Genomic DNA, 25,995 nt, shown 5'->3' on the forward strand with positions numbered 1-25,995 from the left:
GGCGGCCCCCGCAGGCCGCGCAGGTCCGGGATGCTCGACCCACGCACTTCCACAGCACAGCACGACTGACAACCTGAGAGGCATCATGCGCCGCACATCCACCATCGTCACCGCCGTCGCCGCCATCGCGGCCGCCGCCAGCCTGATGCTCACCGGCTGCGTCGCCGGAGAGGGCCAGGCAGCGGCAGACCCCGCGAAGTCGGCCGGCACCACGGGCGGAACGCTCAACATCGACTTCGCCACGTACAACCCGCTCAGCCTCGTCATCAAGAAGGAGGGCTGGCTCGAGAAGGCGCTGAAGAAGCAGGACATCACCGTCAACTGGGTGCAGTCGGCCGGGTCGAACAAGGCCAACGAGGCGCTCCGCTCGAACGCGATCGACGTGGGATCGACCGCCGGCTCCGCCGCGCTGCTGGCCCGCTCCAACGGTTCGGCGATCAAGACGATCGACATCTTCTCGCAGCCGGAGTGGTCGGCCATCGTGGTCGGGCAGAACTCGACGATCACGTCGGTCAAAGACCTGAAAGGCAAGCAGGTCGCCGCCACCAAGGGCACGGACCCCTACTTCTTCCTGCTCCAGTCGCTCGAGGCGAACGGCCTGTCCGCCAGCGACGTCACCATCCAGAACCTGCAGCACGCCGACGGCTGGGCTGCACTGCAGAACGGCTCGGTCGACGCCTGGGCCGGTCTCGACCCGATCATGGCCAACGCGGAGAAGTCCGGTGCGAAGCTGATCTACCGCAACGTCGGGTTCAACACCTACGGCTTCCTCAACGCCACGGAGTCGTTCCTCAAGAACAAGCCGGATGTGGCGCAGACCGTCGTCAACACGTACGAGTATGCCCGCGCCTGGGCACTCAAGCACCCGGACGAGACGGCGAGCATCCTTTCCGATGTCGCGTCGATCGACCCCGCTGTCGCCACCACCGTCATCACGGAGCGCACCAACCTCGACGTGTCGAACATCCCCGGCGACGCACAGCTCAAGGTCCTGAAGAAGGTCGGCCCGATCTTCGTGACGACCGGTGACGTGCGCAGCCAGTCCGACATCGACAAGGCGCTCGACACGCTGCTCGACCCGACCTTCGCCAAGAAGGCCGACCCGAGCGCCATCGGAGGCTAGTGCGCGCATGAGCTACCAGAACTCACCGGAGGGCGACGGGGCGCTCGTCGCGACGTCGATGTACGGCACCTCGGTGGCGCGCGACGGCGAGCCACGCGACCAGGAGCCGGAGCGCCGGGTGCCCGGCGCGCGCGACGGCGTGCAGGAACGGGATGCGCGCATCCCGTTCCTGTCGCGGCGCTCGACCAGGATCGTGGGAGGCTTCGTCCTCCCGCTGATCCTGCTCGTGGCGTGGCAGCTGGCGTCGACCTCCGGTGCGTTCACCTCCGCGCAGCTCCCGTCGCCCGCGATGGTGTGGGAGGCGGCGGTCGACCTGGCGCAGCGCGGACTGCTCGGGCTCTACATTGCGATCTCCACCCAGCGCGTGCTGATCGGCTTCGCCTGCGGTGCGCTGCTCGGACTGGTGCTCGGCGCCCTGGTCGGCCTGTCCCGGCTGTGGGACATCTTCTTCAGCGGAACGCTCAGCGCCATCCGGGCCGTGCCGTCGCTGGCCTGGGTGCCGCTGCTGATCCTCTGGTTCAAGATCGGCGAGGAGTCGAAGGTCATCCTGATCGCGATCGGGGCGTTCTTCCCCGTCTACACGACAGTCGCGGCGGCACTCAAGCACGTCGACCGGCATCTGGTGGAGGCGGGCAGGGCGTTCGGGCTGGGCGGGGTGCGGCTGTTCACCACGGTGCAGCTGCCGTTCGTGCTGCCGACGGTCATCTCCGGGCTGCGACTCGCGCTCGCGCAGTCGTGGCTGTTCCTGGTGGCCGCTGAGCTCATCGCGTCGTCGATGGGTCTCGGCTTCATGCTGAACGACTCCGCGAGCAACGGACGCACCGACCGGCTGTTCCTGGCGATCATCCTGCTCGCCATCCTGGGCAAGCTCAGCGACTCGCTGGTGGGGTTGTTCGAACGCTGGTCGGCGAAGCGCTGGGGCTGACGCGCGCTGCGGTCGAACGGTCAGGACCGGGGCGGCGCGTGGCGGGACCGCTCAGCGGGAGCGGCGCTCCGCGGCGGCGGTGAAGGCGCGGGCGATGGCCCACAGGATCACGCCGATCGCCAGGAGGGCCAGCGCGATGCCGTACTGGCCGACCGGACGGCCGGAGGTCCAGGGGAAGACCAGGTACAGGCAGGTGATCGCACCGATGATCGGCAGGACCCGCGCCGTGCGGAAATGCTTGTGGTCGACCGGCTGGCGGCGCAGCACGAGCACTGCGATATTGACGACCGCGAACACCGCGAGCAGCAGGAGTGAGGTCGTCCCGCCGAGGAGGGCGACGATCGAGCCCTTCGGGTCGAGCGACACGTAGACGATCAGGCCGAGGGCGAGCGCGCTGGTGAACAGGATCGCTGCCCACGGCGTGCGGCGCTTCTTCTGCACTTTGGACAGGAAGCCCGGGAGCACCTTCTGCTTGCTCATGCCGTAGAGCAGGCGGCTCGCCATCATCATGTTGATCAGCGCCGTGTTCGCCACCGCGAACATCGAGATGAACGGCAGCAGGTCGGCGATCGGGAAGTCCGGCGCCGCTGCGTTGACCGCGGTGACCAGCGGGGTCTCGCTGCCGGCCAGCTCACCGATCGGCACCAGGGCGACCACGCAGATCGAGACCAGCACGTAGATGACCGCCGCGATCCCGAGGCCCGTCAGCATCATCTTGGGGAAGATCCTGCTCGGTTCCTTCGTCTCCTCCGCCATGTTGACCGAGTCCTCGAAGCCGACCATCGCGAAGAACGCCAGAGACGTCGCCGTGCTCACCGCGAGCAGGATGCCCTTGTCCTCCGGCGTCTCGAACGCCACCACCCGGGAGAGGTCCGCGTTGCCGCCGCCGATCGCCCACAGGCCGATCATGATGACCAGCAGCAGACCGGACAGCTCCACCAGGGTGAGCACCACGTTCAGCCAGACGCTCTCCGTCACGCCGCGCAGATTCACGAGCATGATCAGCACGATGAACGCGAGCGCGACCATCATCGTGAAGAGATTGTCCGACGGCAGCCCGAACCCGACGGACAGGTTCACCGCGAACGCCCGGGATGCCGTGGCCGCCGACGTGATGCCGGACGTCATCACGATGAAGCAGACGATGAACGTGAAGAAGTGGATGCCGAACGCCTTGTGCGTGTACAGAGCTGCGCCAGCGGCCTGCGGGTACTTGGTCACGAGCTCCAGATAGGAGAACGCAGTGACCGTCGCCACCGCGAACGCGAGCAGGAACGGCAGCCAGGCCGCGCCTCCCACCTCGGCGGCCACCTGGCCGGTGAGCGCGTAGACGCCCGTGCCGAGGATGTCCCCGACGATGAAGAGCAGCAGCAGGCCGGGGCCGAGTGCGCGCTTCAGTTCAGGCTGCTCGCTGTCTGCGGTCTTGATGACCTGGGTCCAGGAAGGATTGCTCACGATGGCTCCGTTGTCGGTCGACGGTGGGAGCTACTTTATGTGAAAGTTCTCAGGAATGTCACCCGAAGGGGGCGCGACATGCCGGTATACCTCGCGGCGGTCGGTCAGCGCTTGCGGCCGGCGAGCATCGCCTTCCACACCCCGTCGGCCATGCGCTCGGGGGTGAGCACCCGCGCGAGCAGCGGGTCGACGGCTCCGTCGAGCATCCAGGGCCGGACCACCGCGGTGACCCTGACGTGACCGAAGCCCTGGTGCCGCAGTTCGGCACGCAGGCTGTCGCTCCAGGCGACGACCGCTGCCACGGACGCGCTGTGGACAGCACCGACATCGCCCGCACCCGCACCGGCGCCCGCCCCAGCGCCGGTGCCGCCCGCGATGGTGACGATGCGGGCCTCCCTGGCGCTCGAGATCATGGCGGGAAGGAACTCGCGCGCGATGTGCATCGGGGCGAGCGCGTTGATCAGCATGGTGCGCCGGGTGTCGTCGCCGTTGTCGTGCTCCCAGAACGGGGAGCTGCGCACGATTCCCGCGGCATTGACGATCACATCCACGCCGTCCAGCTCCTTGCGGACCGCCTGCGCCGTCTGCGCGATGGCGCCCAGCTCCGCCAGGTCGAGCACGAAGGGATGCACGGTCGTCCCGGGCCGTCCGGCCGACGAACTCGGCGACCGGGTGGGGCCGCCCCACGGCGACGCCGAGCGCTGCTCCATCACCTGCGCGCGCAGGCGGGCGGTCAGCGCGGACAGTGCAGCCTCATCCCGGTCCCAGAGCACGACGGCCGCCGCACCCTCGCGCACGGCGCGCTCCGCGAACAGGTATCCCATCCCGGAGGCGGCGCCCGTGATCAGCACGCGTGCACCCCGAACCGTTCTCGTCATAGGTACATCATCCCAAGTCGAGGGAGGCCCCGTGCTGCGTCACCGCCGGGCGCGGTACTCCGCCCGCAGCTCCGGCGTCAGGTGCTCGGTGGCGTAGCTCAGCATGGTGCGCGGCATCCGGGGCGCGTACTTGTCCAGGAACGCGAGCAGCACATCCCGGTCGACGCGCTTCCCGACCTCGCGGAGCATCCAGCCGACCGCCTTGTGCATGAGGTCCTCCCGGTCGTCGAGGAGCCTGGCCGCGAGGTCGACGGTGGTGGATGCGTCCCCGCGTTTGATGAACGCGAAGGTGCTGAGCACGGCGACGCGACGCTCCCAGAGCACCTCGCTGGCCGCCAGTTCGTCGAGCACGTCGCGGGGGCGATCCCAGAGGAACGCGCCCAGGACGTACTCGGCGGATGAGTCCACTAGATCCCAATTGTTCACGCGGCCTCGTCGCACCGCATCCAAGTAGAACGCCGCCAGTTCCTCGCGCCGCGCGTCGTCGCGGGCCGCGGGACGGCTGGCGAGCTCGAACTCGCGATTGAGGATGATGAGCGCGGCGAGGCGGTGCTCGTGCACCTCGCTGTCCAGCAGCTCGCGGAGCTGGTCGAGAGGCAGCCCGCCGAAGCGCTTGGCGACGGCGCGGGTCTGCGGCACGCGCACGCCGATGAAGACGTCGCCCTCCCCGTACTCCCCTTCCCCGGCCTTGAAGAAGCGCTGCAGGAACACCGCGTCCTCCGGGCTGGCCACCTCCGCGAGCGCATCCCGCACCTCTGCTGCCGTCACCCGGCGAGCATAGCGAGGCGTCCCGGCGCTGGAAAAGTGCGTCGGCGAGCCGCGGGGCGCAAGGGACGACACCGGATGGGCAATAAAAGTTCGAAGACGAGTGGATAGGCTCGAATGCGGGCGCGCTCTGCGTCCGGACCAAGCGCCGCAGCCGCGGACGACCAACGACGGGAGGTTCGTCATGTCACAATTCGTTTCCCAGTTCAGTGCAAACGCCATTGTCGGAGAGCCCGAGGTCGTCGAGGACGTCCATTCCGTGCGGTCGCTGGCGACGCATCCCGCGTGGCTGGCCCTCAAAGAGGCCGCCGTCGCACTGCAACAGGTGCAGGTCAAGGACGGGTCCGTGCCGGAGGAGGCCGACAAGGCCGGCGCAGCACAGCAGGTGGATGCGGTCATCGCGTCGATCGCCGAGCTCGCTCCGCACTTCCCACACGACGCCGCCTACCTGGATGCGCTGCAGGCCGACTTCCGCCGCTGGGCGGACGAGGGCCTCGGCGTCCCGGACTTCCTGGACTCGCTGAACGCGTTCCAGCCGCAGCAGCACCGCGTCGACGGGCTCGGCCACCTGGTCGTGTTCCCGATGTACACGCAGAACGGTTCGACCAACCGCCTCGTCGAGGCCGTGCTGGTCGAGGTGATCTGGCCGGAGTTCATCGCGGAGCTCGAAGCGGGCGACTACGGCAACAAGCTGTTCGTGCCGCTCCGGTTCGTTGACTTCACCCCCGGATACGACACCAACTCCGCCGTGCTGTTCCCCGAGACGGTGGCCATGCGCGAGATCCCGCAGTTCACCTGGGGCGCGATCTTCCAGGACCGCGAAGCCGCCAGATACCGCAGGGTGGTGCGCGCGGCTTCGGAGATCACGAAGCTGCAACTGCCGGAGGATGCGGCGGCGATGCTGGACGACCAGAAGCTCGCGGAGGAGACCTTCGTGATGTGGGACCTCATCCACGACCGCAGTCACATGCGCGGGGATCTGCCGTTCGATCCGTTCATGATCAAGCAGCGGATGCCGTTCTTCCTCTACTCGCTGGAGGAGCTGCGCTGCGACCTGACGGCGTTCCGCGAGTCCGTGCGGCAGGAGCGCGAGCTGAAGGCGCTGCCGGATGCGGAGCTCTCCGACGCGCAGCGGGAGATCCGTGACCACGCGAAGCTGGTGCAGTACGCGGTGATCTTCGACCGGATCTTCCGGTTCGCGATCACCGGCAGCCGCGTCCGGAACTACGACGGCCTGGGCGGGCAGTTGCTGTTCGCGTGGATGCACCAGCACGACGTGCTGCACTGGACGGACACGCAGCTCACCATCGACTGGGACGGTGTTCCCGAGGTCGTCGTCGCACTCAGCGACCGGATCAACGACCTGTACTGGCGGTCCATCGACCGTCCCAAGGTGGCGCACTGGCTGGCCGCGTACGAGATGCTGACCGAGACGCTCACCCCGAACCCGGCATCCAACTGGGCGCGAGGGCTTCCGGATGAGATCCTCGCCGGGGTGCCGAAGGGTTACACCGATGCGGTGCTGGACGACGAGTTCCCGCTCTCGATGTTCTACGAGGCGCTGAACAAGAAGATGGCCACCGTCATCGAATCCACAGCAGGCATCACCGGCCACTCGGACGACAAGTGACGGAAAGCCTGCCCCTCTCCGGGCGGCTGGTGCTGGTCGCCGGTGCGACCAGCACCAGCGGCGAGGCCGTGTCGCGCTCGCTCGTCGAGGCGGGCGCGACGGTCCTCGCCGTCGGCACGCGGCCGGAGGCGCTCGACGCCCTGGCCGCTGCCGTGCCGGGCGTCGACACCCGGGTCTGCGACCTGGCCGACCGGGATGCCGTGGCCGAGCTGGCCATGCGCATCCACCTGAAGTTCGGCGCGATCGACGGGCTGATCCACCTGGTCGGCGGCTGGCGAGGCGGCGGCGGGATCGCCGGGCAGTCCGACGACGACTGGGACTTCCTGGAGCGCGGGTTCCGCACGCTGCGCAACACGACGCGGGTGTTCTACGACGACCTCGTCGCGTCGCCGGCCGGGCGGCTCGCCATCGTGTCGTCCACCGCGGTCGAACGGCCGTACGCCGGTGGCGCGAACTACGCCGCCGCGAAGGCGGCCGCCGACGCGTGGACCAGGTCGGTCGCGCAGGGGTTCGCGAAGGAGGCGCCGAACGCGGCGGCCGTCGTCTTCGTGGTGACGTCGCTGTCCGGGCTCGAGGACACGCTCGGCGCAGCCGTCGTGCAGCTCTGGGAGGGCGATCCCTCCACAATCAACGGCACGCGCGAGTTGCTCACAACTTCCGCCGACGCCGCGAACTGACTCTCTCACTCCTGCAAGGATGGATACGTGACGCTACAACTCCATGACCTCAACCTGCGCGGATTCGCCTCCGACAACTACGCGGGTGTCCACCCCGAGATCCTCGACGCCATCGCGGCCGCCAACGAAGGCCACCAGATCGCCTACGGCGAAGACGTCTACACGGCACGCCTGCACGACGTGTTCGCCGAGCACTTCGGCGAGGGCGTCCAGGTCTTCCCTGTGTTCAACGGCACGGGGGCGAACGTCGTCGGGCTGCAGTCAATGCTCCCCCGCTGGGGCGCGGTGGTGTGCGCGAAGACGGCGCACATCAACACCGACGAGGCAGGGGCTCCCGAGCGGGTCGCCGGCATCAAGCTGCTGCAGATCGAGACCCCGGATGGCAAGCTCACCCCCGACCTGATCGACAAGGAGGCGTGGGGCTGGGGCGACGAGCACCGGGCCCAGCCGCTCGTCGTGTCCATCACCCAGACCACCGAGCTCGGCACGGCATACAGCGTCGACGAGGTCAGAGCCATCGCCGACCACGTCCACTCGCTCGGCATGAAGCTGCACATGGACGGGGCGCGCATCGCAAACGCCGCGGCATCGCTCGGTGTCCCGCTGCGCGCGTTCACCACCGACGCCGGCGTCGACGTGCTCAGCTTCGGCGGCACCAAGAACGGGATGCTCTACGGCGAGGCCGTCGTCGTGCTCAACCCCGAGGCGTCGGAGGGGCTGATCTACCTGCGCAAGCTGAACATGCAGCTCGCGTCGAAGATGCGCTTCATCTCGGCCCAGCTGATCGCCCTGCTCTCGGACGACCTCTACCTGCGCTCCGCATCGCACGCGAACGCGATGGCGCACCGTCTCCGCACGGCGCTCGAAGCCGGCATCGCCGACGGGAGCATCGAGGGTGTCGGGTTCAGCCAGGCGACGCAGTCGAACGGCGTGTTCGCCACGCTGCCCGCCGGCGTCGCCGACCGCCTGCGCGAGCATTTCCGCTTCTACGACTGGGATGCGGCACGCCACGAGGTGCGCTGGATGTGCTCGTTCGACACCACCGAGCACGACATCGACGCGTTCGTGGAGGCTCTGAAGCAGGAGCTCGCCGCCTAAGCAGTGCGGTTTTTGCGCTACAGCGTCGGATTTCTGACGTCAAGAGGTGCGAACACCCCAAGTGAGGGCCAGAATGACACTCCTACTGGGGTACAAAACGTGTCCTCCATATGACCCACACGAGCACTTTTTTCGCTAGTCTGTAATAGCCGGCGGAGGAACCCGAATATCCTCCGAAGGTAACCCCGAACGTATGCCGGGCTGCGTGGATTCCCTAGGTCCCCGCACCCGGCATCGTGGGTTTAACGGGGGGTTCGGTGGCGGGTTCGGTCCAGTACGCATAGCGGGACGCCTCGACGAAACCGAGCCGCTCGTAGAGAGCGCGAGCCGGGGAGTTGGCAGCTGTGACCTGTAACCACAGGTACCGGATCCCGTGCCGTTCGGCGTCGGCGGCGAGAGCTCGGATGATGGCCGCTGCGTGCCCGCGGCGGCGTTGGTCCGGCCTGGTCGCCACGGCGAACACGCCGCCCCACTCGCCCACGATGGCAAGGCGCGCGACGGCGTCCGGATGGTCGGGGTCGCCCGTCGAGGCGTAGAGCGCCGGGCCGCCGGTGAGGATGCGCTCGGCGACGGCCTCTGCGTCGGCGTCGCCGCGCCCGTCGACGGACCACCAGAGGTCCATCCAGGCACGGGATGGGGTGGTGGCGATGGAGAGCGGTGCGGCAGGGGTGGAGACACCGGCTGACGCGACAGCGGCTCGGTCGGCGACGAGGACGAGGGTGTCGGAGTGTTCGCGATAGCCCCTCGCGGCGAGCGCAGAGACGAGAGCGGGGTCGGTGGCCGGGCTGACCTGGAACACCGTGGGGAGGCCGCGGTCGCGGTATGCGCGCTCGGCCGCGGCGAGCGTGGCGGACAGCCTCTCCGCACCCAATCGGCCGGTGGGGAGGACCGAGTTGGCGCGGTTGGTGACACCGGAGGCGAAGCGGAGGGTCCAGGGGCCGAGGGGTTCGCGCTGGACGGAGGGCCAGCCGCGGTCGGCGAGCACGTCCAGCTCGGCAGGCGACGGGAGGGACTGCATGACCGCAACGCTATCCCGGAACGATGGCATCGCCGGTTGACTCCGCCGGGGAGGCGAGTAGCGTCGGTGAGCGGCTGATGCCGCACCCGAAAGGACCGAAATGACCGAGACGCTGACCGAATCCGTCGTCGCCGGACTGGGCGCGAAGACCGTCGCGCACGTGGTCCACTACCGACGCAAGACCTACGTGACCAAGCCGTCCGAAGGGTATGCGCTGTTGAAGCGCATCCGGACGCTGCTCAAAGACGGCACCACCGATCTCGTTCCCCTGGTGCACAGGGACGGCTTCGTGTGGCTCGCGATCGGGCCGGGCATCCCGGTCTCCGTCGACGAGATCGAGTCGGACCCCGGACACAGCGACCACCACACGCTCAAGCGGCTCGGGCTGGATTAGCCCGAGCCTGCTCGATGCGTGCGGCCGAGGTTACGCTCCGGCGACCGGGACGAGGTCGCGCTTGCGCGGCGACCGGTCAGGGGCCGGAGCAGTGGCCGGCGCGGTGGCGACGGCCGGTTCGGCGGGCGCTGCCGGCTTGACAGGAACGGCGGGCTTGGCGGGGGCGGCCGGTGCCTGCGCATCCGGTGCCTGCGCATCCAGGGCAGAAGCATCCTGGGCGCCCTCCGCCGCCGTGAACTCGCGCAGCCACGGCACGAGGTCTTTGCCGAGGTCGTCGCGGGCGGCGGCCAGCTGGACGATCGCCTTGATGTAGTCGAGACGGTCGCCCGTGTCGTAGCGGCGACCGGAGAAGACCACGCCGTGCACGCCGCCTGTCCAGTCCGGAGCCGTCGCGAGGCCCTGCAGCGCATCCGTCAGCTGGATCTCGCCACCCTTGCCCGGCTCCGTCTTCTCGAGAATGTCGAAGATCTCCGGGCGGAGGACGTAGCGGCCGATCACCGCGTAGTTCGACGGAGCGCTCGCGCGGTCGGGCTTCTCGACCAGTCCGGTGATGCGCACCACGTCGTCCTCGTCCGTCTCCACCACAGCGGCGGCGCCGTAGAGGTGGATCTGGCTGGGGTCCACCTCGAGGAGTGCCACGACCGTCGTGTTCAGCTGCTGCTGCACCTCCAGCATCCTGGACAGCAGCGGGTCGCGGGCGTCGATGATGTCGTCGCCGAGGAGCACGGCGAACGGCTCGTGGCCGATGTGCATCTTGGCGCGCAGCACGGCGTGGCCGAGGCCCTTCGGGTCGCCCTGGCGCACGTAGTGCATGTCGGCGAGCGCCGTGGACTGGTTCACCTTCTCCAGGCGGTCGAGGTCGCCCTTCCTGGCGAGGGTGTCCTCGAGTTCGGTGTTGCGATCGAAGTGGTTCTCAAGTGCGTTCTTGTTGCGGCCGGTGACGAGCAGCACGTCGTGGAGCCCCGCGCCGACCGCCTCCTCGACCACGTACTGGATGGCCGGCTTGTCGACGACCGGCAGCATCTCTTTCGGCATGGCCTTGGTGGCGGGCAGGAAGCGGGTGCCGAGCCCGGCGGCGGGGATGACGGCCTTGGTGACGTAACTGGACATGATGGTTTCCTCTCGTTCAGCGCACGCCGGCAAGGGCGGCGAGGTCGTCGGCGATGGGGGCGCCCTCCGGCACCCTGCCCATGACGTGCACGGCCCAGCCGGCACGCGACCAGGCGGTGGCGTCGAGGCAGTTGCGGGCGTCGATCACGGTCTTGCCGTGCACGATGGCGGCGAGCGCGGCCGGGTCGGCCTCCACGAACTCGGGCCACTCCGTGAGCACGACCGTGACGTCTGCCCCGTTCACCGCCTCCTCGACGGAGTCGGCGTAGCCGAGCGTCGGGAACATGCGCTGGGCGGTGGCACGCGCCTCCGGGTCGTAGACGACGACCTGCGCACCGCGGAGGTGCAGGGCCGCCGCCACGTTGAGTGCCGGCGAGTCGCGCACGTCGTCCGTGTGCGGCTTGAACGCGGCGCCGAGCACGCCGATCCTGCGGTTGAGCACGGAGCCCCCGCAGGCTTCGAGGGCGAGGTCGATGACCCGCTGGCGGCGGCCCATGTTGATCTCGTCGACCTGCTGCAGGAGTCCGACCGCCGCGTGGGCGCCGAGCTCGCTCGACCGGTGCATCAGGGCGCGGATGTCCTTGGGCAGGCACCCTCCGCCGAAGCCGAGCCCCGCGTTGAGGAACTGGCGGCCGATGCGCACGTCATGACCGAGCGCATCCGCCAGCAGCGAGACGTCGGCGCCCGCCGCGTCGCACACCTCTGCGATGGCGTTGATGAACGAGATCTTGGTGGCGAGGAACGCGTTCGCGCTCACCTTCACCAGCTCGGCGGTCGGCAGGTCGGCGACGAGCACCGGCGTCCCCGCCTCGATCGGCGTCGCGTAGATGCGGCGCAACACCGCCTCCGAGCGCTCCGACGTTCCGCCGAAGACCAGGCGGTCGGGAGAGAGGGTGTCCTCCACCGCTTTGCCCTCGCGCAGGAACTCGGGGTTCCAGACGAGTTCGGCGGAGACCCCATCCGGAAGCTCGGCGGCGACGATGGCCCGGAGGCGAGCCGCGGTGCCCACCGGCACCGTCGACTTGCCGACGATGACGCCGTCGTGGGTCATGTTCTGCGCGATCGACCGTGCGGCGGCCTCGACGTAGCTGAGGTTGGCGGCGAAGCTGCCGGACTGCTGCGGCGTTCCGACGCAGATGAAGTGCACGTCGGCGAGCGCGGTGGCCTCGGCGATGTCGGTGGTGAAGTTCAACCGACCGGATGCGACGTGCTCGGTGATGAGCTCGGGCAGCCCGGGCTCGAAGAACGGCACACGGCCGTCGCGGAGCGCGTCGACCTTGCTCTGGTCGGTGTCGACGCCGATCACGTCGAATCCGAGTTCGGCCATCGCCGCCGCGTGGGTCGCGCCGAGGTATCCAGTGCCGATCACGCTGATGCGCGGGGCGGGCTGTTCCTTCTTCTTGGTCGTCATTCGCGTTGTCCTTTCGCGGGGATGGCTAGGAGGCCGGGGTGAGGGTGAAGCGGTCTTCTGGTCGCGTGAGCCCGGCGATGAACGCCGAGAGCGTGTCCGCCCGGGAGTCGATGCGCCAGTCGTTCGTGGCTCTGACCCCTTCGACGTAACTGGTGACCGCGAGGTTGAACCAGGAGAAGCCGACGATGTCGTCGTTCTCCGGTTTGCCGAGGGCGTTGAAGAAGTCGGTGACCCAGGCCGTCTTGTGTCCTTGGGTCTCCGATGCCCCGACCTCGGCGAGGACGATCGGCTTCTTCGTGATGGCACGGAGCTGGTCGAGGCTCGGCGTGAAGGTGTAATCGAAGGTGAAGGACTGGTCGGCCTTATACGGAGGACGCAGGTAGCCGGAGAGCCCGACCCAGTCGACGTAGTCGTCGCCGGGGTAGAGCGACGGGAGGTAGCCGTCGACCTTGTGCTGGGCAGGCAGGTTGTTGACGATGTTCGGCGCCCAGACCCAGATGACCAGGTCGTTCGCGCCCTCCGCCTGGAAGACGTCGTGGACGTGCTTCCACATCTTCACGTAGTCGCCCTGGCTGTTGCCGTTGATCGAGTTGCCCTTGCCGTCGGTCTCCGACCACGGGTACCAGACGCCGTTCATCTCGTGGTCGAGACGGATGGCGAGCGGCAGTCCGGTGGCGACGATGTCCTTGGCGTACTGGTGCAGGTAGGCGTCGAAGTCGCCTCCGATGATCTTCGGGAGCGAGTACTCCGGCGCATCCACCGAGTCGTTGCCTGCCGAGATGGGCCGGGACTCCCAGGTCATCATCGGCAGTCTGCCCTGCTGCCAGGCGCGGGTGACCGCGTTGGCGCGGAACGTCTCGTCCCAGCCGCTGAAGTAGCCGACGAGGTTCGGCTGCACGCCGACCTTCGCGCTGGTCGCGTCGAAGGTGGCCCAGTTGAACGGAGCCTGCTCGGTGTACATGCCGTAGTAGCGGCTGGCCGGCTGCAGCAGTTCCGCCTTGGTCGGCGCGGTGATGGGGGTGGGCTCCGGCGCGATGTTGCCGCCGCCGTTGCCGCTGCCGCCGGTGCCGCTGTTGCCGCCGGTTCCGCTCTTGGTTCCGGATGCTCCACTGCCCTTCGCACCCGCCGCCGTGTTCGCGGCGAGTGCGCCCTTCGCGCTGGCGAGCTGCAGCTTCGCCTGGGCGAGCGCCTTCTCCGCACTCACCGCGCGCTGCTGCGCCGTGGCGAGCTGCTTCGCGGTCGACGCCTGGGCGGCGAGCGCCTGCTGCTGCAGCGAGGTGAGCTTGCCGCTCTGGGTGGCGATGGTCTTCTTGGCGGTGCTGAGGTTCTTCTGCAGGCTGGCGTTCTGCGCGGCCAGCGGGTTGACGGCGGTCGCCGCCGCGTCGACCACGGTGCGGACCGCGCTCGTCGGAGACGACCAGACGTAGTAGGAGATGCCGCCGAGCACGAGGCTGAGGACGACGAAGGCTGCGGTGGTCATCAGGGAACGCGACTTGGTCGCCGCCCACCAGTGAGCTGCTTTGCTAGACAAGGAACAGGGCCTCCAGGGTCAGGATCGCGATACCGATCAGGTACGGGATGGCGGCGAGCGGGTTGAGCCGACGCCGCTCGGCGCGAGCGGTCTTGGTCTTGGGTGTGGATGCGGACGCCGGCGCTGCGGCCGTCGCCCTGCGGGTCTCTGCGCGGGTGGCCAGAGCCGTGGTGGTGGTCAGCCCGCCGACGGAGTCGGGGAGCTGCGGAAGCGCATCCGGAGCGGTGGGCGCATCCTTCGCCGAGGCCGCCAGGGCGATCTCGTCGTCGCTGCTGATCTCGTTCGGACCGCCGTTGTACGCGCCGGCACGAGTGCCCCAGCCGCTGGCGTGCGCCATGCGGAAGAAGCCGAGCAGCCGGATCGGCATGAGGAAGAACGTCGAGACGATGATGAAGACCGGCAGGCGGAAGAAGTCGGACGGCTTCTCGGAGAGGTGCCTGATCTGGCGGATCGACATGCTGATCACGGAGGACGCGACCATCAGGGCGACGACGGTGAGCACACCGCCTTGCACGCCGTACGCCTGCAGGAAGCCGGCGTAGAAGTTGTAGCCCTCGCCGGTGATCGAGCGGTAGACCCAGCCGCCGAGCACGCCCGCGAGGACGAACGGCAGGATGATGTCCGAGATGAAGAAGAACGCCAGCAGCGGGGCGTGGCCGAGCATCCAGGGCAGCATGCGCAGGGTGTTGTACTGGCTGCCGCGCGCCCAGCGGAGCTGCTGCTTGAACAGCTTCTTCACCTTGAGCGGCGCATCCGTGTAGACCAGGCTGGTGTGCTGGTAGACGGTGCGGTAGCCCTCCTTGAGGGTGAGGTTGGTGAGCGTGCGGTCGTCGGAGACCTCGAGGAAGACGCCGAGGAACTTCTCGTTCATGAACTTGTCCATGACGCGCATCAGGATCGAGCGGCGGAACGCGATGGTGCGACCGGGAAGGCAGCCGATCTGCCCGACGACGCTCTGCGCCGGCATCGAGTACAGCGCCCGGGAGTTCTCCAGCCAGTCCGCCCAGCGGGTGATCCAGCTGCGCTCCGGCTCCAGGATGCGCTGCTTGGTCGTGACGCCGCCGACGCGCTCGTCCTTGAACGGCTTGACGAGCTCGGAGAGGGTGTCCTCCGTCCAGACGGTGTCGGAGTCGACCAGCACGGTGATGTCGCCCGTGGACATCCTCGTGCCGATCATCACGGCGTTGCGCTTGCCGGGGATCGGGGTGTGCACCCAGCGCACCAGCGGGGCGAACTCCTCGCACACCTCGACCAGGCCGGGGTTGGGGGCGCCGTTGATGACGACGATGATCTCACCGGGCTTCTGCTCCACCATGCGGCCGATGACGTCGCGGAACAGGTCGAGCGGTTCGTCGACGACGGGGACGACCACGCTCGTGGAGACCTCGAAGTCCTCGGTGTATGCGCGGTATCGCCGGGAGACGGCCACCTTGATGATCCAGATGACCCAGATGAAGGCGGAGTAGACGGCGAACAGATAGAACTCTGGATGGCCCTCCAGCATGTGCCGGATCTGCAAAATGAAAATGAACACGGGACGAGACCTCTCAGGGGGGACAGGGGTTGCATCCACGTCTCTGGGGATCTGGGCGGTCGGGTTGATCAAGTTGTAGCTGTGGGCTCTCTCACGGCGCAAGCGAGGTTTTCTCGGTGGTCACGGCGGGAAACGGTGGCCCCGGATGTGCCCCTGTCCGCCGACACGCGGACACCTGGAGGCTGTCGGCAGAATGGTGGACACACCCCCGTTCGGGGGAGGCGTAACGGCAGGTCAGGAACGGAATCGCTCGGACGGTCGATCGGGCGACCGGGGGACGATGACCGGGGGACGACGGGGCCGTTTTGTACCCCGGATGCGGGTAGAAAAACTATGACGCGAAACGGCTGAGAATTAACACAGCCGTAACAATCGATTCACTACCGGGAGCAGGAATACTCGCCAGCAAAATGTGTTTGCATGGATATAGCTTGGCAATGGAGACAAGCGCATCCATGTCGTCAAGCACCAGGAGAGTCATGTCCATCGCCGAGCTGAATTCGCGCGCCGCCGTCACCGCAGCACCCCTCATCCCCGCCCTCGCCGAGCGCTGGAGCCCCCGCGCCTTCGACCCGACCGCCGTCGTTCCGGAGACCGCTCTGACCGCGGCTCTCGAGGCAGCGCGCTGGTCGCCGTCCGCCAGCAACACGCAGCCGTGGCGCTTCATCGTCGCCCGTCGCGGAAGCGCCGAGTTCGACACCATCGCCTCCGCCCTGATGGGCTTCAACCAGGCGTGGGCAGGGTCGGCGAGCGCGCTGATCGTCGCCATCGCCGAGATGGAGGACGCGGAGGGCACCCCGCGCCGCTGGGCGACGTACGACCTGGGTCAGGCCGTTGCGCACCTCAGCGTCCAGGCCCACCACGACGGCCTGCACGTGCACCAGATGGGCGGATTCGACGTGGATGCGCTCCGCTCGGCGTTCGACATCGAGGAGCGTTTCGTGCCCACCTCCGTCAGCGCCATCGGCATCCTCGGCGACCCGGAGGCCCTTCCCGACCCGCTGCGCGAGCGCGAGCTCGCACCCCGCTCGCGTGCCGCGCTGGACGAGATCGTCGTCGTCAACGCCTGAGAGCAGCCGGTCAGCAGTACCCGAGGAGGGCGTCGTCAGCGACGCCCTCCTTTTTTCGCGTCTCCGTCGAATTTGCCGGCCGCCCGATCTGTGGGAATATGGCCGAACTCAGACGGCCAAGCAGTGTCGCGGGTCGCTGCAGGGACGCAGCGTCGCCCGCTGAAGGAGAGACGATGACGACTCCCATCGCCCCGGCGATCGCCACCGGCGGGAAGCTCAAGCGCAACCTCGGCCTGTGGGCAATCGTCGGCCTCGGGCTCGGCTACATGACCCCGACGGTCGTCTTCGACACGTTCGGCATGGTGGCACGCGACACGAACAACGTCGTGCCGTCCGCCTACCTGGTCGCTCTCGTCGTGATGATGTTCACGGCCGTCAGCTACGGCAAGATGGCCGGGGCCATCCCGAGCGCCGGATCGGCGTACACCTACGTGCGCGAGTCCATCCACCCGAACGTCGGGTTCCTGGTGGGCTGGACGTCGCTGATCGACTACGTGCTCCTGCCGATGGTGAACTGCCTCATCATCCGGAGCTACCTGGAGGCGCTGTTCCCCAGTGTGCCCGGCTGGATCTGGGTGGTCATCTACTGTGCGGTCGTCACCTCGATCATCTACCTGACGATGCGCGGCACGTCGAACATCAACATGCTGCTGCTCGTGTTCGCCGTGGTGGTGATGGCGGTGTTCGTGATCATGGTCATCGCGCAGCTGGTGCAGGGCGAGGGGGCTGGAACGATCGCCTCCGCCCAGCCGTTCTTCCACGACGCCGTGACGCTCGGAGCCGTGCTCACCGGGGCCACGATCGTCTGCTTCTCGTTCATCGGCTTCGACGCCGTGACGATGTACGCCGAGGAGGCGAAGTCGCCGAAGATCATGCCGAGGGCGATCCTGTTCACGGTGATCATCGGCGGCGCGATCTTCCTGATCACGTCGTACTTCACCCAGCTCAGGTTCCCGTCGTCCGACGAGTTCCCGACCGCGGCCATCGAGGACAGCACACTCCCGGAGATCGGCAAGCAGGTCGGCGGCCAGACGCTGCAGGCGGTGCTCACAGCCGCCGGGTTCGCCGCGACGCTGGCCTCCGGACTGGCCTCGCACGCCTCGGTGTCCAGGATGCTGCTGGTGATGGGGCGCAACAACGTGCTGCCCAACCGGTTCTTCGGCCACATCAACGCCAAGACGTCCACGCCGACCTTCAACATCGTGCTCGTCGGCGCGATCAGCCTGCTGGCCGCCGCGTTCACACTGGAGACGATCGCCGCGTTCATCAACTTCGGCGCGCTCATCGCGTTCACCTTCGTGAACATCTCGGTGATCGCCTGGTTCGCCATCCGCAAGGGCCGCAGGCGCACGCCGCGAGACATCGTCACGTTCATCGTCCTGCCCGCGATCGGGATGCTCCTGACGGGCATCCTGTGGGCCAACCTCCACGTCGACGCACTGATCGGCGGGAGCATTTGGATGGCGCTCGGGTTCGTCTATCTGCTGGTGCTGACGCGCGGTTTCCGCCGCAGCGTCCCCGGCTTCGACGAGAGCCAGCCGGTCACCGGCTTCAACAAAGCCGTCAAGTAGCGCGCGCCCGGAGGCCCTTCCGAAGCCTCGGATCGGTCGTTTCGAAATCGTTATCGAAGTTTGGCCATTTCGATGGACAAACAACATATTCGGATGCGAAGCTCGGCAGGCGACGGCGCGACCGTCGCACGTCGTGAACCGTTATCAAGGAGTTTCCACAATGAAGAGGAATATTCGCGTCGCGGGCGTTCTCGCACTTGTCGCGGGCACTGCGCTGCTCGCCACAGGCTGCAGCGGCTCAGGCACAACGCCCAGCAACGGCAAGGTCACCATGTCCTTCTGGGACAACTCGACGACCGGCCCGGGCAAGGCGTTCTGGGTCAAGACGATCGCGGACTTCGAGAAGGCCAACCCGAACGTCACCATCAAGCTTCAGACGGTCCAGAACGAGGACCTCGACGGCAAGCTCCAGACCGCGCTCAACTCGGCGTCCGCACCGGACATCTTCCTGCAGCGCGGCGGCGGCAAGATGAACGCCATGGTCGACGCCGGCCAGCTGATGGACATCACCGACTCGATCGACGCGACCACCAAGGCGTCCGTGAACGCCGGCGTGCTCAAGAGCAACGAGTACAAGGGCAAGATTTACGCGATGCCCGTCAACGTGAACCCCGAGGGCATCTTCTACAGCAAGGACCTGTTCAAGGCGGCGGGGATCGACACTCCCCCGACCACCATGGACGAGCTGAACGCCGCCATCGTCAAGCTGAAGGCGACCGGCGTCGCCCCCGTCGCCGTCGGCGCGAAGGACGCTTGGCCTGCTGCGCACTGGTACTACAACTTCGCTCTGCGCGAGTGCAGCGAGAGCGCGCTCAACAAGTCGGCGGCATCCCTCGACTTCAGCGACAAGTGCTGGACGAAGGCCGGAGAGGACCTCAAGGCGTTCAACGACACCAACCCGTTCAACAACGGCTTCCTCACCACCCCCGCCCAGCAGGGCGCAGGCAGCTCCGCCGGCCTCCTGGCCAACCACAAGGCGGCGATGGAGCTCATGGGCGGATGGGACCCGGGAGTGATCGCGTCGCTCACCCCCGACCAGAAGCCGCTGCCCGACCTCGGCTGGTTCCCCTTCCCGTCCGTCCCCGGCGGAGCAGGCGACCCCAGCGCCATGATGGGCGGCGTCGGCGGGTACTCGTGCTCGGCGAAGGCCCCGAAGAAGGAGTGCACCGCGTTCCTCAACTACATGACGACGAAGTCGGTGCAGGAGGAGAACTACACGGCCTTCAACGCGATCCCGGTCAACAAGGACGCGCAGAGCGGCATCACCGACTCCGTGACCAAGTCGGAGCTGGATGCGTACAACAACACCAAGTTCATGGCTCAGTTCCTCGACACCCTGCTCGGGCAGAACGTCGGCAACGCGATGAACACCGGAGTGGTCAACCTGCTCGCAGGCAAGGGCTCGGCGGCGGACATCATCGACACCGTCAACCAGGCAGCATCCAAGGGGTAGCCGGACACCCGCGATAACCGATCGGGGGCGACGCGCAGTGTGCGCGTCGCCCCCGATTTCTCGTCGGTGGCCGGCTCAGGGACGGAGGAGCACCTTGATGGCGCGGCGCTCATCCATTGCCGCGTACGCCTCGGCCGCCTCGTAGAGCGGGAGCTCCAGGTCGAAGACGCGGCCGGGGTCGATGGCGCCGGACCAGACATCCTGCAGCAGCTCCTCGACGTAGTTGCGCACGGGAGCGACACCGCCGTTGACGCCGACGTTGTTGTTGAACAGCGGGCGCACGGGCAGCTCAGGGCCGCCGTTGGGGACGCCGACGTATCCGACCATGCCGCCCGGGCGCGCCGAGCGGATCGCCTGGTCCATCGACTCCTTGGTGCCGACGGCCTCGAGCACGCAGTCCGCCCCGATGCCGCCGAGCAGCTCCTTGACGGCTGCGACGCCGTCGTCGCCGCGCTCGGCGACGACGTCGGTCGCGCCGAACGCGCGTGCCAGTTCCTGGCGCGACTCGTGCCGCGACATCGCGATGATGCGCGAAGCGCCCAGGCGCGCGGAGGCGAGCACCGCGCACAGCCCGACCGCGCCGTCGCCCACCACGACGACCGTGCTGCCCTCGGTGACCCCGGCGGAGACGGCGGCGTGGTGGCCGGTGCCCATCACATCCGAGAGCGTCAGCAGGCTCGGGATGAGGTCGTCGCTCGGGTATTCCGGCGTCGCCACGAGCGAACCGTCCGCGTGCGGGACGCGCACCTTCTGACCCTGGCCGCCGTCGGCGAAGCCGCCGAGCTTGTCGTCCGACCCCCACCATCCGCCGTTGAGGCAGGAGGTGCTGACGCCGTTCTTGCAGTTGACGCACGTCATGTCGCAGTCGTAGAACGGCGCGATGACGAAGTCGCCGGGGGCGATCGTCTTCACGTCCGGCCCCACCTCCTCGACGACGCCGACGAACTCGTGACCGATGCGGTGCGCGTGGTGCGTCGGCGTGACACCGCGGTACGGCCACAGGTCGGAGCCGCAGACGCAGGCTGCGACGACGCGCACGATGGCGTCGCCCCCGGTGGACAGGACAGGATCGGGGACCTCTTCGACGCGGATGTCTTTTTCACCGTGGATGACCGTTGCAAGCATGGTCAGAAGCCTACGCCGCACGGTGGAGGCCTGCGGCTGTCCGCCTGCTCCGGGGAGCGTCGACCGATTCACCCTGACCGATCAATGCTCGCCCACAGCGCAGCGACGTGCCGGCTGTCTGTGCCGCAGCATCCGCCGATGACCGTCACCTGGGGTAGCTGAACGAGAAGCTCCCGTGTCGCTCGGACGAGGAGGGGAAGATCACCGGAATCGAGTTCCTCCATCTCGTCGAGTTCGGCGTGCGAAAGCGTCGAGGCATTCGGGCGGAAGAACGTGAGACGCTCCTGCCACGATTCACCATCGAGCGCGGCCATGAGGTGTGTCGGGTGGGCACAGTTGACACCATAGAAGTCGGCCGGAGCCGCCGCATCCACCGATGCGATCGCGTCGACCAGCCGGCTTGCGTCCGGCAGCCGCCCATCGGTTTCGACGGTGAAGGAGATCGAGACCGGGACGCCTACGCTCCGGGCGGCGCGCACGACGCCGATCGCCTCGGCGGCCCCGGTCATCGTCATAGCGTGAACGAGGTCGGCTCCGGCATCGGCGAGCGACTGCACCTGCGGCAGGTGAAACGCCGCCGCCTCGTCGGCGTCGCCATCCGCAGCGATGTACCCGTCGCCGCGAGGCCCGATACATCCCGAAACCAGGCCGTCGAGCGCTCCGGCATCGGCGAGCACAGACCGGATGAGCGCGACCGCATCCCGGTTCGTCCGGTCGAGGGAAGCCTCGTCGTAGCCGAGCTCACCGCCCCAGGCCGAGTTGGCTCGCCAGGTGGGTGTCTCGAGTAGCACTCCCGCGTCGGCCGCGTGCGCGATCGCGGCGTAGTCGGCGTAGTAGCGCCGCAGCAGGTCGATCCCGTCGGCGCTCTCCAGGATCGGGAAAGCGGCGAAGGAGGGCAAGTCGATTCCGTGGTTGAAGATGAGGTCGGTCTCGAGGCCTCCGTCAGTCACCCATTTCCCGTCGAGCATTCCCATGGTCAGCGCCTTTCCAGACCGCGTGCACACCATGCACCAGATCAGTAACGAGATGCTACTCGCCTGCGTCTCCTCAACAGGGCGAGGTGCTTGTCTCGCCGGGGCCGCCGCGCAGAGGGTGGTCACGGTGGGCGAGTTACCCGAGGCGTAACATTTTCCACGTCAGGTTTCTGTTATGGTTGGCGGAATCGTGACGAGCGGGTGAGATCTGGACAGCGTTCGCCATGCCGCTCGCGGCCGGGCTGATCTGCCTCGCCCTGTACCTGCGCACCGTCGACGACCGGTGACGTTCGGCGCGGCTTCGCGTCGCGCTATGGCCGCTGCGGGCGGCGGCGGAAGGCGACGACGGCGCCTGCTGCGAGGAGCAGGACCGCGAGGGCGGCGAGCCCGGACGGGTCGAGGCCGGTCGCGGCCAGGCCGGAGCCGCCGGACGCGGTCGGCGCACTGGGCGCACCTGGCGTGGCCGGCGTGCCAGGCGTCCCCGGCGTCCCCGGGTCGACCGGGGCGGTCGGCAACGCGATGTCGGTGCGCACGAAGCGAGGCGTGCCGTCCGGGCCGATGCCGCTCGCGACCAGCGAGTGCGCGCCCGTCAGTCCCGCGGGGATCGTCACCGTCGCCGTGGCCGAGCCCGTGGCGTCGGCCGTGACCGTCGCGAGGACGACCGGGCTGGAGTAGATGCCGAAGGTGACGGGGGCCGCTGGGGCGAAGCCGCTGGCGGTCAGCGTGAGCTGCTGGCCCGTTGTCACCGTCGTCGGAACGCCGGAGAGCGGCCCTGCCGCCGTGGGCGGGAGGGGCGGCAGGGGCACGGCGGCGGCGTCGACGACCGCGACGGTCACGACCTGCACGAGGTCGGGCTGTCCCGGCGTCGTTGCGGTGATGGTGACAGTGGATGCGCCGGCCTGGTCGGTCGTGACGCCCCGGATGCTCGCGGTCCCGTCGCCGTTGTCCGTGAAGGTCAGCCCAGCGGGGAGGGGCGTCGCCGACAGCGCGCCGATCGCCGGGTAGGCGTGGCCGGTGGTCACGGTGGCCGCGAACGTGACACCGCGCGTGGCCGTCAGGGCGGCCGGGCTGGTGAACGTCGGCGCCTCGATCACGGTGACCGTGAGCGTCTGCGTCGCCGAGGCTGCGCGTCCGTTCGTCGCCGTCAGGGTGACCGCGTACGCGCCGCCCTCACCAGGTGCCGGGGTCCCGGACAGTGTCGCCGTGCCGTCGCCGTTGTCGGTGAACGCCAGTCCGGACGGCAGCGTCCCGCTCGCCGAGACGGTCGTCGCCGCGGGGAATCCCGGCGCCGTCGTGACCGTGAACGATCCGGCGCTGCCAACGCTCATCCCGGCGGTGGCCGCGGAGGTGAAGCCCGGGGACTGCAGCACGGTGAGCACGAAGGCCTGGCTGGCGTTCGGCGTGAAGCCGTTGTTCGCGGTGATCGTGAACGGGTACAGGCCCCCGGATGCGGCGGGAGGGTCGACGGAGATGGTCGCCGTTCCGTCGTGGTGGTCGGTGAAGGTCGCCCAGGCGGGGAGCGCGCCGGTCGCCGCGAGCGTCGCAGACGGGAAGCCCGCCGTGGTGACGGCGATGTCCTGGACCCCGGCGCCCGCCGTGACCTCTGCAGCGGCCGGGCTCGAGATGGTGGGGGCGTCGCCGACGGTCAGGCGTGCATCGGTGTGCGTGCTGCCCGCCGCGTTCGTGAAGACGGCGCGGAAGATGCGGCCGTCGTCGATGGTGCGCGCGGTGAGCGACACCGTGGTCGACGTCGCTCCGGGGATCTGGACGAACGACGCCCCGTTGTCCGACGAGACCCACCACTGAACCGCCGGGGCGGGGAAGCCGCTCGCGGCGGCCGTGAAGCTCACCGTGGCTCCGACGTTCGCGGTCTGGGCAGCCGCGGCGACAGTCACCACGGGGGCCGCGTGCACGAGGAGCTGGAAGGACTGGGTCGCATCCTGGCCCACCCCGTTGGCGGCGGTGATCGTGACGACCGTGCTCCCGCCGGGACCGGTGGGGGTGCCGGAGATGGTGCCCGTGCCGTCGCCGTTGTCGGCGAAGACCAGACCGGCGGGCAGAGCCCCGGTGACCGCGAGCGCCGAGACGGCGGGGTACGCGTGCCCGGTGGTGACGGTGAACGCGGCCGCTGTGCCGAGCGTGGTGGTCACGCTCGGCGCGCTGGTGATGCGCGGCGCCTCGTTCACGGTCAGCGTGAACGACTGGACAGCCGTGGCGCCGACGCCGTTCGAGGTCTGGAGGGTCACCGGGTACACCCCGCCAGACCCTGCCGACGGCGTCCCGGCGATGGAGGCGGTTCCGTCGTGGTGGTCGGTGAACGTCACGCCGGACGGGAGCGTGCCGGTCACGGTGATCGGCGTGGGGGTCGGGCGGCCGGATGCGGTCACGGTGAAGCTCCCGCTCGATCCAGCCGCGAACGTGCTCGCTGCCGCGCTCGTGAAGGCGGCGGCCTGCTGCACCACGATGGTCACCGTCTGAGCGACACTGGACGGCGATGCGGCGTTCCTGGCCGTGACGGTGACGGGATAGTCGCCCGCGCTGCCCGCTGCCGGGACCCCGCTGATGGTCGCGGTGCCGTTGCCGTTGATCGTGGCGGTCAGTCCGGGCGGCAGGGTGCCGGTGAAAGTGAGCGCAGGAGCGGGATAGCCGGTGGCGACCACCGTGAACGATGCCGGGGTGCCGACGACGGCGCCGAACGTGGACGGCGACGTGAACGACGCGAGCGTGTACACCGAGACGGGGGCGGACACCGTGCCGCCGTCGAGCTGAGCGGTCGCGGAACCCACCCCGCCCGTCGCGCCCGCCGTGAAGGTGGAGGAGGCGACACCGGCAGCGATGGTCGACGACGCACCGATCGACGACCCGGCCGGCAGCGCGTTCGACCAGGCGACGGGGAGGCCGTCGAACGCCGTGAGTGACGACGGCGCGACCGCCGCGCCCGCCGAGTCGAGGAGGAGGCTCGCGGTGAAGGTCGAGGTGGTCGCCGGACGCACGATCGGCGAGGGGTTCGCGGTGGCCGTCAAGCGCAGGTACGGCGTGTACGCCGCGGCCGTGGTGCCGCTCACCGTGTCGCATCCGGAGCCGCCCGGGCCGGTCGAGCATCCCCACCAGTTCTGGGTCGCGAGCGCCGAGCCCCCGGCGACGGCGAGCGCCGGAGCGGTGTTCCCGATGATCCTGTTGAAGTGGGCGGTGAGGGAACCGGCCGTCACGGCGACGGCAGAGCCGCCCGTTCCCGTGTTGCCGGTGAACGTCGAACCGGTGATCGAGAGCGAGCCGCCGTTCAGCCAGACGGCCGAGCCGGTGGACGGTCCACCGCTCGACACTCCTGCATTGTTCGCGAAGGTGCTTCCCGTGATGCTCATCGGCGTCGACCCGGCGACGTCGCTGATCGCGAGCGCTCCTCCGCCGTTGCCGACCGGGCTCGTCGCCGTCGTGGTGTTGCCGGTGAACCGGCTGCCGGTGATCGAGAGCTTCTCGCCGGACGCTGCGCCCTGCGCCTGGTAAGCGATGGCGCCTCCCGCGCTGCTGCCGGCGTCGTTGCCGGTGAAGGTCGAGTCGACGACGGTGAGCGCACCGCCGATGAACTGGATGGCGCCGCCGGGGTTCGCAGTGCTCTGGCCCGTCGCCGTGTTGGCCTTGTTGCCGGAGAACGTCGAGTTGCGGATGGTGAGGGAGTCGAGCGTCGCTGCGCTGCCGGAGCCGCCGATCAGGGCCCCGCCTCCCATGACGTTGTCGACGCCGCCGAGCACCGAGAGTCCGTCCAGCGTCACGCAGACGCCGCCGACACCGCTCGGGTCGAGCACGAACACCTGCTTCGCCCCGGCGCCCACCACCTTCGGGGACGCACCGGATGCCGCTGCCAGGGTGATGTCCGCTCCAGATGCGGTGCCCACGGTCAGCGGGCCGAGCGTGTCGTCGAGCGCGTACGTTCCCGCGCCGACCGTGATGTCCCACGCGCCGCCCGCGTTGTTCGCGACGCAGAGCGCATTGCGGAGGGTGACCGGGTTCGCCAGTGTCGTCCCGCCCGAGCATGCGCCGGTCGCATCCGTGTCGGCCGTGCTGGTGACCACGACGGTCGAGCCCGCCGCCAGCGCTGGTGCGGGACCGGTGAGTATCCCGGCGGTCGCGAGAAGGAGGGCGGTGACGACCGAGAGGGCGCGCACGGGTACGGACGGCATGGGCGGTCGGGCTCCCTCTGCCAACCCGGGTCGCTGGCCTAGTTATGAGTGCATTGCGATGCTATCGGCACCGGC

General features: G+C 68.7%; 20 protein-coding genes. 9 read left to right on the forward strand and 11 right to left on the reverse strand.

Going from position 1 to position 25,995, the window contains the following annotated elements; genetic code table 11:
- The first annotated feature begins 85 nt into the window (after positions 1 to 85).
- Together AC1ROC_RS08750 and AC1ROC_RS08755 are read left to right on the forward strand one after the other, a co-directional pair.
- Positions 86 to 1,123: an aliphatic sulfonate ABC transporter substrate-binding protein gene (locus AC1ROC_RS08750; protein ID WP_168690460.1), complete on the forward strand. Its 1,038-nt coding sequence runs from the start codon at positions 86 to 88 to the stop codon at positions 1,121 to 1,123.
- A 7-nt stretch (positions 1,124 to 1,130) separates the two neighbouring features.
- Positions 1,131 to 2,048 carry an ABC transporter permease gene (locus tag AC1ROC_RS08755; RefSeq protein ID WP_492999537.1) on the forward strand — a complete coding sequence of 306 codons (918 nt, stop codon included), beginning with the start codon at positions 1,131 to 1,133 and terminating at the stop codon, positions 2,046 to 2,048.
- A 51-nt stretch (positions 2,049 to 2,099) separates the two neighbouring features.
- On the opposite strand, the gene AC1ROC_RS08760 is transcribed toward AC1ROC_RS08755, so the two are convergent.
- The 3 genes from AC1ROC_RS08760 to AC1ROC_RS08770 all read right to left on the reverse strand — a co-directional run bounded on the left by AC1ROC_RS08760 (position 2,100) and on the right by AC1ROC_RS08770 (position 5,149).
- Positions 2,100 to 3,503 carry an APC family permease gene (locus tag AC1ROC_RS08760; RefSeq protein ID WP_168690461.1) on the reverse strand — a complete coding sequence of 468 codons (1,404 nt, stop codon included), beginning with the start codon at positions 3,501 to 3,503 and terminating at the stop codon, positions 2,100 to 2,102.
- 104 nt (positions 3,504 to 3,607) lie between these two features.
- Complete coding sequence (locus AC1ROC_RS08765) at positions 3,608 to 4,381, reverse strand: SDR family NAD(P)-dependent oxidoreductase (protein WP_492999540.1); 774 nt, start codon at positions 4,379 to 4,381, stop codon at positions 3,608 to 3,610.
- A gap of 39 nt (positions 4,382 to 4,420) precedes the next feature.
- On the reverse strand, positions 4,421 to 5,149 hold the full coding sequence (locus AC1ROC_RS08770) for a DNA alkylation repair protein (RefSeq protein WP_492999542.1): 729 nt from the start codon (positions 5,147 to 5,149) through the stop codon (positions 4,421 to 4,423).
- A gap of 181 nt (positions 5,150 to 5,330) precedes the next feature.
- On the opposite strand from AC1ROC_RS08770, the gene AC1ROC_RS08775 reads away from it, so the two are divergent.
- Genes AC1ROC_RS08775 through AC1ROC_RS08785 form a run of 3 tightly spaced genes read left to right on the forward strand, consistent with a single transcriptional unit; the run spans position 5,331 to position 8,551 of the window.
- Positions 5,331 to 6,776, forward strand: a complete 1,446-nt coding sequence (locus tag AC1ROC_RS08775; RefSeq protein ID WP_492999544.1) for a DUF6421 family protein — start codon at positions 5,331 to 5,333, stop codon at positions 6,774 to 6,776.
- Positions 6,773 to 7,453, forward strand: coding sequence for an SDR family NAD(P)-dependent oxidoreductase (locus tag AC1ROC_RS08780; RefSeq protein WP_492999546.1), 681 nt, complete (start codon positions 6,773 to 6,775; stop codon positions 7,451 to 7,453). Before AC1ROC_RS08775 ends, AC1ROC_RS08780 begins: the two co-directional genes overlap by 4 nt.
- A 27-nt stretch (positions 7,454 to 7,480) precedes the next feature.
- Positions 7,481 to 8,551 (forward strand): threonine aldolase family protein, encoded by a 1,071-nt coding sequence (locus AC1ROC_RS08785; RefSeq protein WP_492999548.1) that lies wholly within the window; start codon positions 7,481 to 7,483, stop codon positions 8,549 to 8,551.
- 214 nt (positions 8,552 to 8,765) lie between these two features.
- Here AC1ROC_RS08785 and AC1ROC_RS08790 read toward each other — a convergent pair whose 3' ends face one another.
- Positions 8,766 to 9,569, reverse strand: a complete 804-nt coding sequence (locus AC1ROC_RS08790; protein WP_492999551.1) for a GNAT family N-acetyltransferase — start codon at positions 9,567 to 9,569, stop codon at positions 8,766 to 8,768.
- A gap of 100 nt (positions 9,570 to 9,669) precedes the next feature.
- Here AC1ROC_RS08790 and AC1ROC_RS08795 point away from each other — a divergent pair, with 100 nt between their 5' ends.
- Positions 9,670 to 9,963 carry a hypothetical protein gene (locus AC1ROC_RS08795; RefSeq protein WP_085368174.1) on the forward strand — a complete coding sequence of 98 codons (294 nt, stop codon included), beginning with the start codon at positions 9,670 to 9,672 and terminating at the stop codon, positions 9,961 to 9,963.
- A gap of 30 nt (positions 9,964 to 9,993) precedes the next feature.
- Here the strand turns inward: AC1ROC_RS08795 and galU are convergent, their stop codons facing one another.
- The 4 genes from galU to AC1ROC_RS08815 are packed head-to-tail and all read right to left on the reverse strand — an operon-like array spanning position 9,994 to position 15,549.
- Positions 9,994 to 11,073: a UTP--glucose-1-phosphate uridylyltransferase GalU gene (gene galU, locus AC1ROC_RS08800; RefSeq protein ID WP_492999554.1), complete on the reverse strand. Its 1,080-nt coding sequence runs from the start codon at positions 11,071 to 11,073 to the stop codon at positions 9,994 to 9,996.
- 16 nt (positions 11,074 to 11,089) lie between these two features.
- Positions 11,090 to 12,484 carry a UDP-glucose dehydrogenase family protein gene (locus tag AC1ROC_RS08805; protein ID WP_085368178.1) on the reverse strand — a complete coding sequence of 465 codons (1,395 nt, stop codon included), beginning with the start codon at positions 12,482 to 12,484 and terminating at the stop codon, positions 11,090 to 11,092.
- A gap of 25 nt (positions 12,485 to 12,509) precedes the next feature.
- Complete coding sequence (locus tag AC1ROC_RS08810; protein ID WP_168690468.1) at positions 12,510 to 13,964, reverse strand: glycosyl hydrolase; 1,455 nt, start codon at positions 13,962 to 13,964, stop codon at positions 12,510 to 12,512.
- A gap of 43 nt (positions 13,965 to 14,007) precedes the next feature.
- On the reverse strand, positions 14,008 to 15,549 hold the full coding sequence (locus tag AC1ROC_RS08815; RefSeq protein WP_492999557.1) for a glycosyltransferase: 1,542 nt from the start codon (positions 15,547 to 15,549) through the stop codon (positions 14,008 to 14,010).
- Between the two features lie 479 nt (positions 15,550 to 16,028).
- On the opposite strand from AC1ROC_RS08815, the gene AC1ROC_RS08820 reads away from it, so the two are divergent.
- From AC1ROC_RS08820 to AC1ROC_RS08830, 3 genes are all read left to right on the forward strand, one after another.
- Positions 16,029 to 16,619: a nitroreductase family protein gene (locus tag AC1ROC_RS08820; RefSeq protein WP_085368184.1), complete on the forward strand. Its 591-nt coding sequence runs from the start codon at positions 16,029 to 16,031 to the stop codon at positions 16,617 to 16,619.
- A gap of 173 nt (positions 16,620 to 16,792) precedes the next feature.
- Positions 16,793 to 18,190: an APC family permease gene (locus tag AC1ROC_RS08825; protein WP_179150714.1), complete on the forward strand. Its 1,398-nt coding sequence runs from the start codon at positions 16,793 to 16,795 to the stop codon at positions 18,188 to 18,190.
- 160 nt (positions 18,191 to 18,350) lie between these two features.
- Entirely contained in the window at positions 18,351 to 19,643 is a 1,293-nt protein-coding gene (locus AC1ROC_RS08830; protein ID WP_085368187.1) for an ABC transporter substrate-binding protein, read from the forward strand.
- 75 nt (positions 19,644 to 19,718) lie between these two features.
- Here the strand turns inward: AC1ROC_RS08830 and AC1ROC_RS08835 are convergent, their stop codons facing one another.
- The 3 genes from AC1ROC_RS08835 to AC1ROC_RS08845 all read right to left on the reverse strand — a co-directional run bounded on the left by AC1ROC_RS08835 (position 19,719) and on the right by AC1ROC_RS08845 (position 25,920).
- Positions 19,719 to 20,768 (reverse strand): zinc-dependent alcohol dehydrogenase family protein, encoded by a 1,050-nt coding sequence (locus AC1ROC_RS08835; RefSeq protein ID WP_492999561.1) that lies wholly within the window; start codon positions 20,766 to 20,768, stop codon positions 19,719 to 19,721.
- Positions 20,769 to 20,836: 68 nt separating this feature from the next.
- Positions 20,837 to 21,742 (reverse strand): homocysteine S-methyltransferase family protein, encoded by a 906-nt coding sequence (locus AC1ROC_RS08840; protein WP_247597185.1) that lies wholly within the window; start codon positions 21,740 to 21,742, stop codon positions 20,837 to 20,839.
- A 311-nt stretch (positions 21,743 to 22,053) separates the two neighbouring features.
- Complete coding sequence (locus AC1ROC_RS08845; protein WP_492999564.1) at positions 22,054 to 25,920, reverse strand: beta strand repeat-containing protein; 3,867 nt, start codon at positions 25,918 to 25,920, stop codon at positions 22,054 to 22,056.
- Between the last annotated feature and the right edge of the window lie 75 nt (positions 25,921 to 25,995).

The organism is Leifsonia sp. GW821-FHT13C05 (assembly GCF_058806515.1).

What these genes read in the sequence shown, in the direction of transcription:
- AC1ROC_RS08750 (WP_168690460.1), top strand. Translation starts at nt 86, where the DNA reads ATGCGCCGCACATCCACCATCGTCACCGCCGTCGCCGCCATCGCGGCC.
- AC1ROC_RS08755 (WP_492999537.1), top strand. Translation starts at nt 1,131, where the DNA reads ATGAGCTACCAGAACTCACCGGAGGGCGACGGGGCGCTCGTCGCGACG.
- AC1ROC_RS08765 (WP_492999540.1), bottom strand. Translation starts at nt 4,381, where the DNA reads ATGACGAGAACGGTTCGGGGTGCACGCGTGCTGATCACGGGCGCCGCC.
- AC1ROC_RS08775 (WP_492999544.1), top strand. Translation starts at nt 5,331, where the DNA reads ATGTCACAATTCGTTTCCCAGTTCAGTGCAAACGCCATTGTCGGAGAG.
- AC1ROC_RS08790 (WP_492999551.1), bottom strand. Translation starts at nt 9,569, where the DNA reads ATGCAGTCCCTCCCGTCGCCTGCCGAGCTGGACGTGCTCGCCGACCGC.
- AC1ROC_RS08795 (WP_085368174.1), top strand. Translation starts at nt 9,670, where the DNA reads ATGACCGAGACGCTGACCGAATCCGTCGTCGCCGGACTGGGCGCGAAG.
- galU (WP_492999554.1), bottom strand. Translation starts at nt 11,073, where the DNA reads ATGTCCAGTTACGTCACCAAGGCCGTCATCCCCGCCGCCGGGCTCGGC.
- AC1ROC_RS08805 (WP_085368178.1), bottom strand. Translation starts at nt 12,484, where the DNA reads ATGACGACCAAGAAGAAGGAACAGCCCGCCCCGCGCATCAGCGTGATC.
- AC1ROC_RS08810 (WP_168690468.1), bottom strand. Translation starts at nt 13,964, where the DNA reads ATGACCACCGCAGCCTTCGTCGTCCTCAGCCTCGTGCTCGGCGGCATC.
- AC1ROC_RS08820 (WP_085368184.1), top strand. Translation starts at nt 16,029, where the DNA reads ATGTCCATCGCCGAGCTGAATTCGCGCGCCGCCGTCACCGCAGCACCC.
- AC1ROC_RS08825 (WP_179150714.1), top strand. Translation starts at nt 16,793, where the DNA reads ATGACGACTCCCATCGCCCCGGCGATCGCCACCGGCGGGAAGCTCAAG.
- AC1ROC_RS08830 (WP_085368187.1), top strand. Translation starts at nt 18,351, where the DNA reads ATGAAGAGGAATATTCGCGTCGCGGGCGTTCTCGCACTTGTCGCGGGC.
- AC1ROC_RS08835 (WP_492999561.1), bottom strand. Translation starts at nt 20,768, where the DNA reads ATGCTTGCAACGGTCATCCACGGTGAAAAAGACATCCGCGTCGAAGAG.
- AC1ROC_RS08840 (WP_247597185.1), bottom strand. Translation starts at nt 21,742, where the DNA reads ATGGGAATGCTCGACGGGAAATGGGTGACTGACGGAGGCCTCGAGACC.
- AC1ROC_RS08845 (WP_492999564.1), bottom strand. Translation starts at nt 25,920, where the DNA reads ATGCCGTCCGTACCCGTGCGCGCCCTCTCGGTCGTCACCGCCCTCCTT.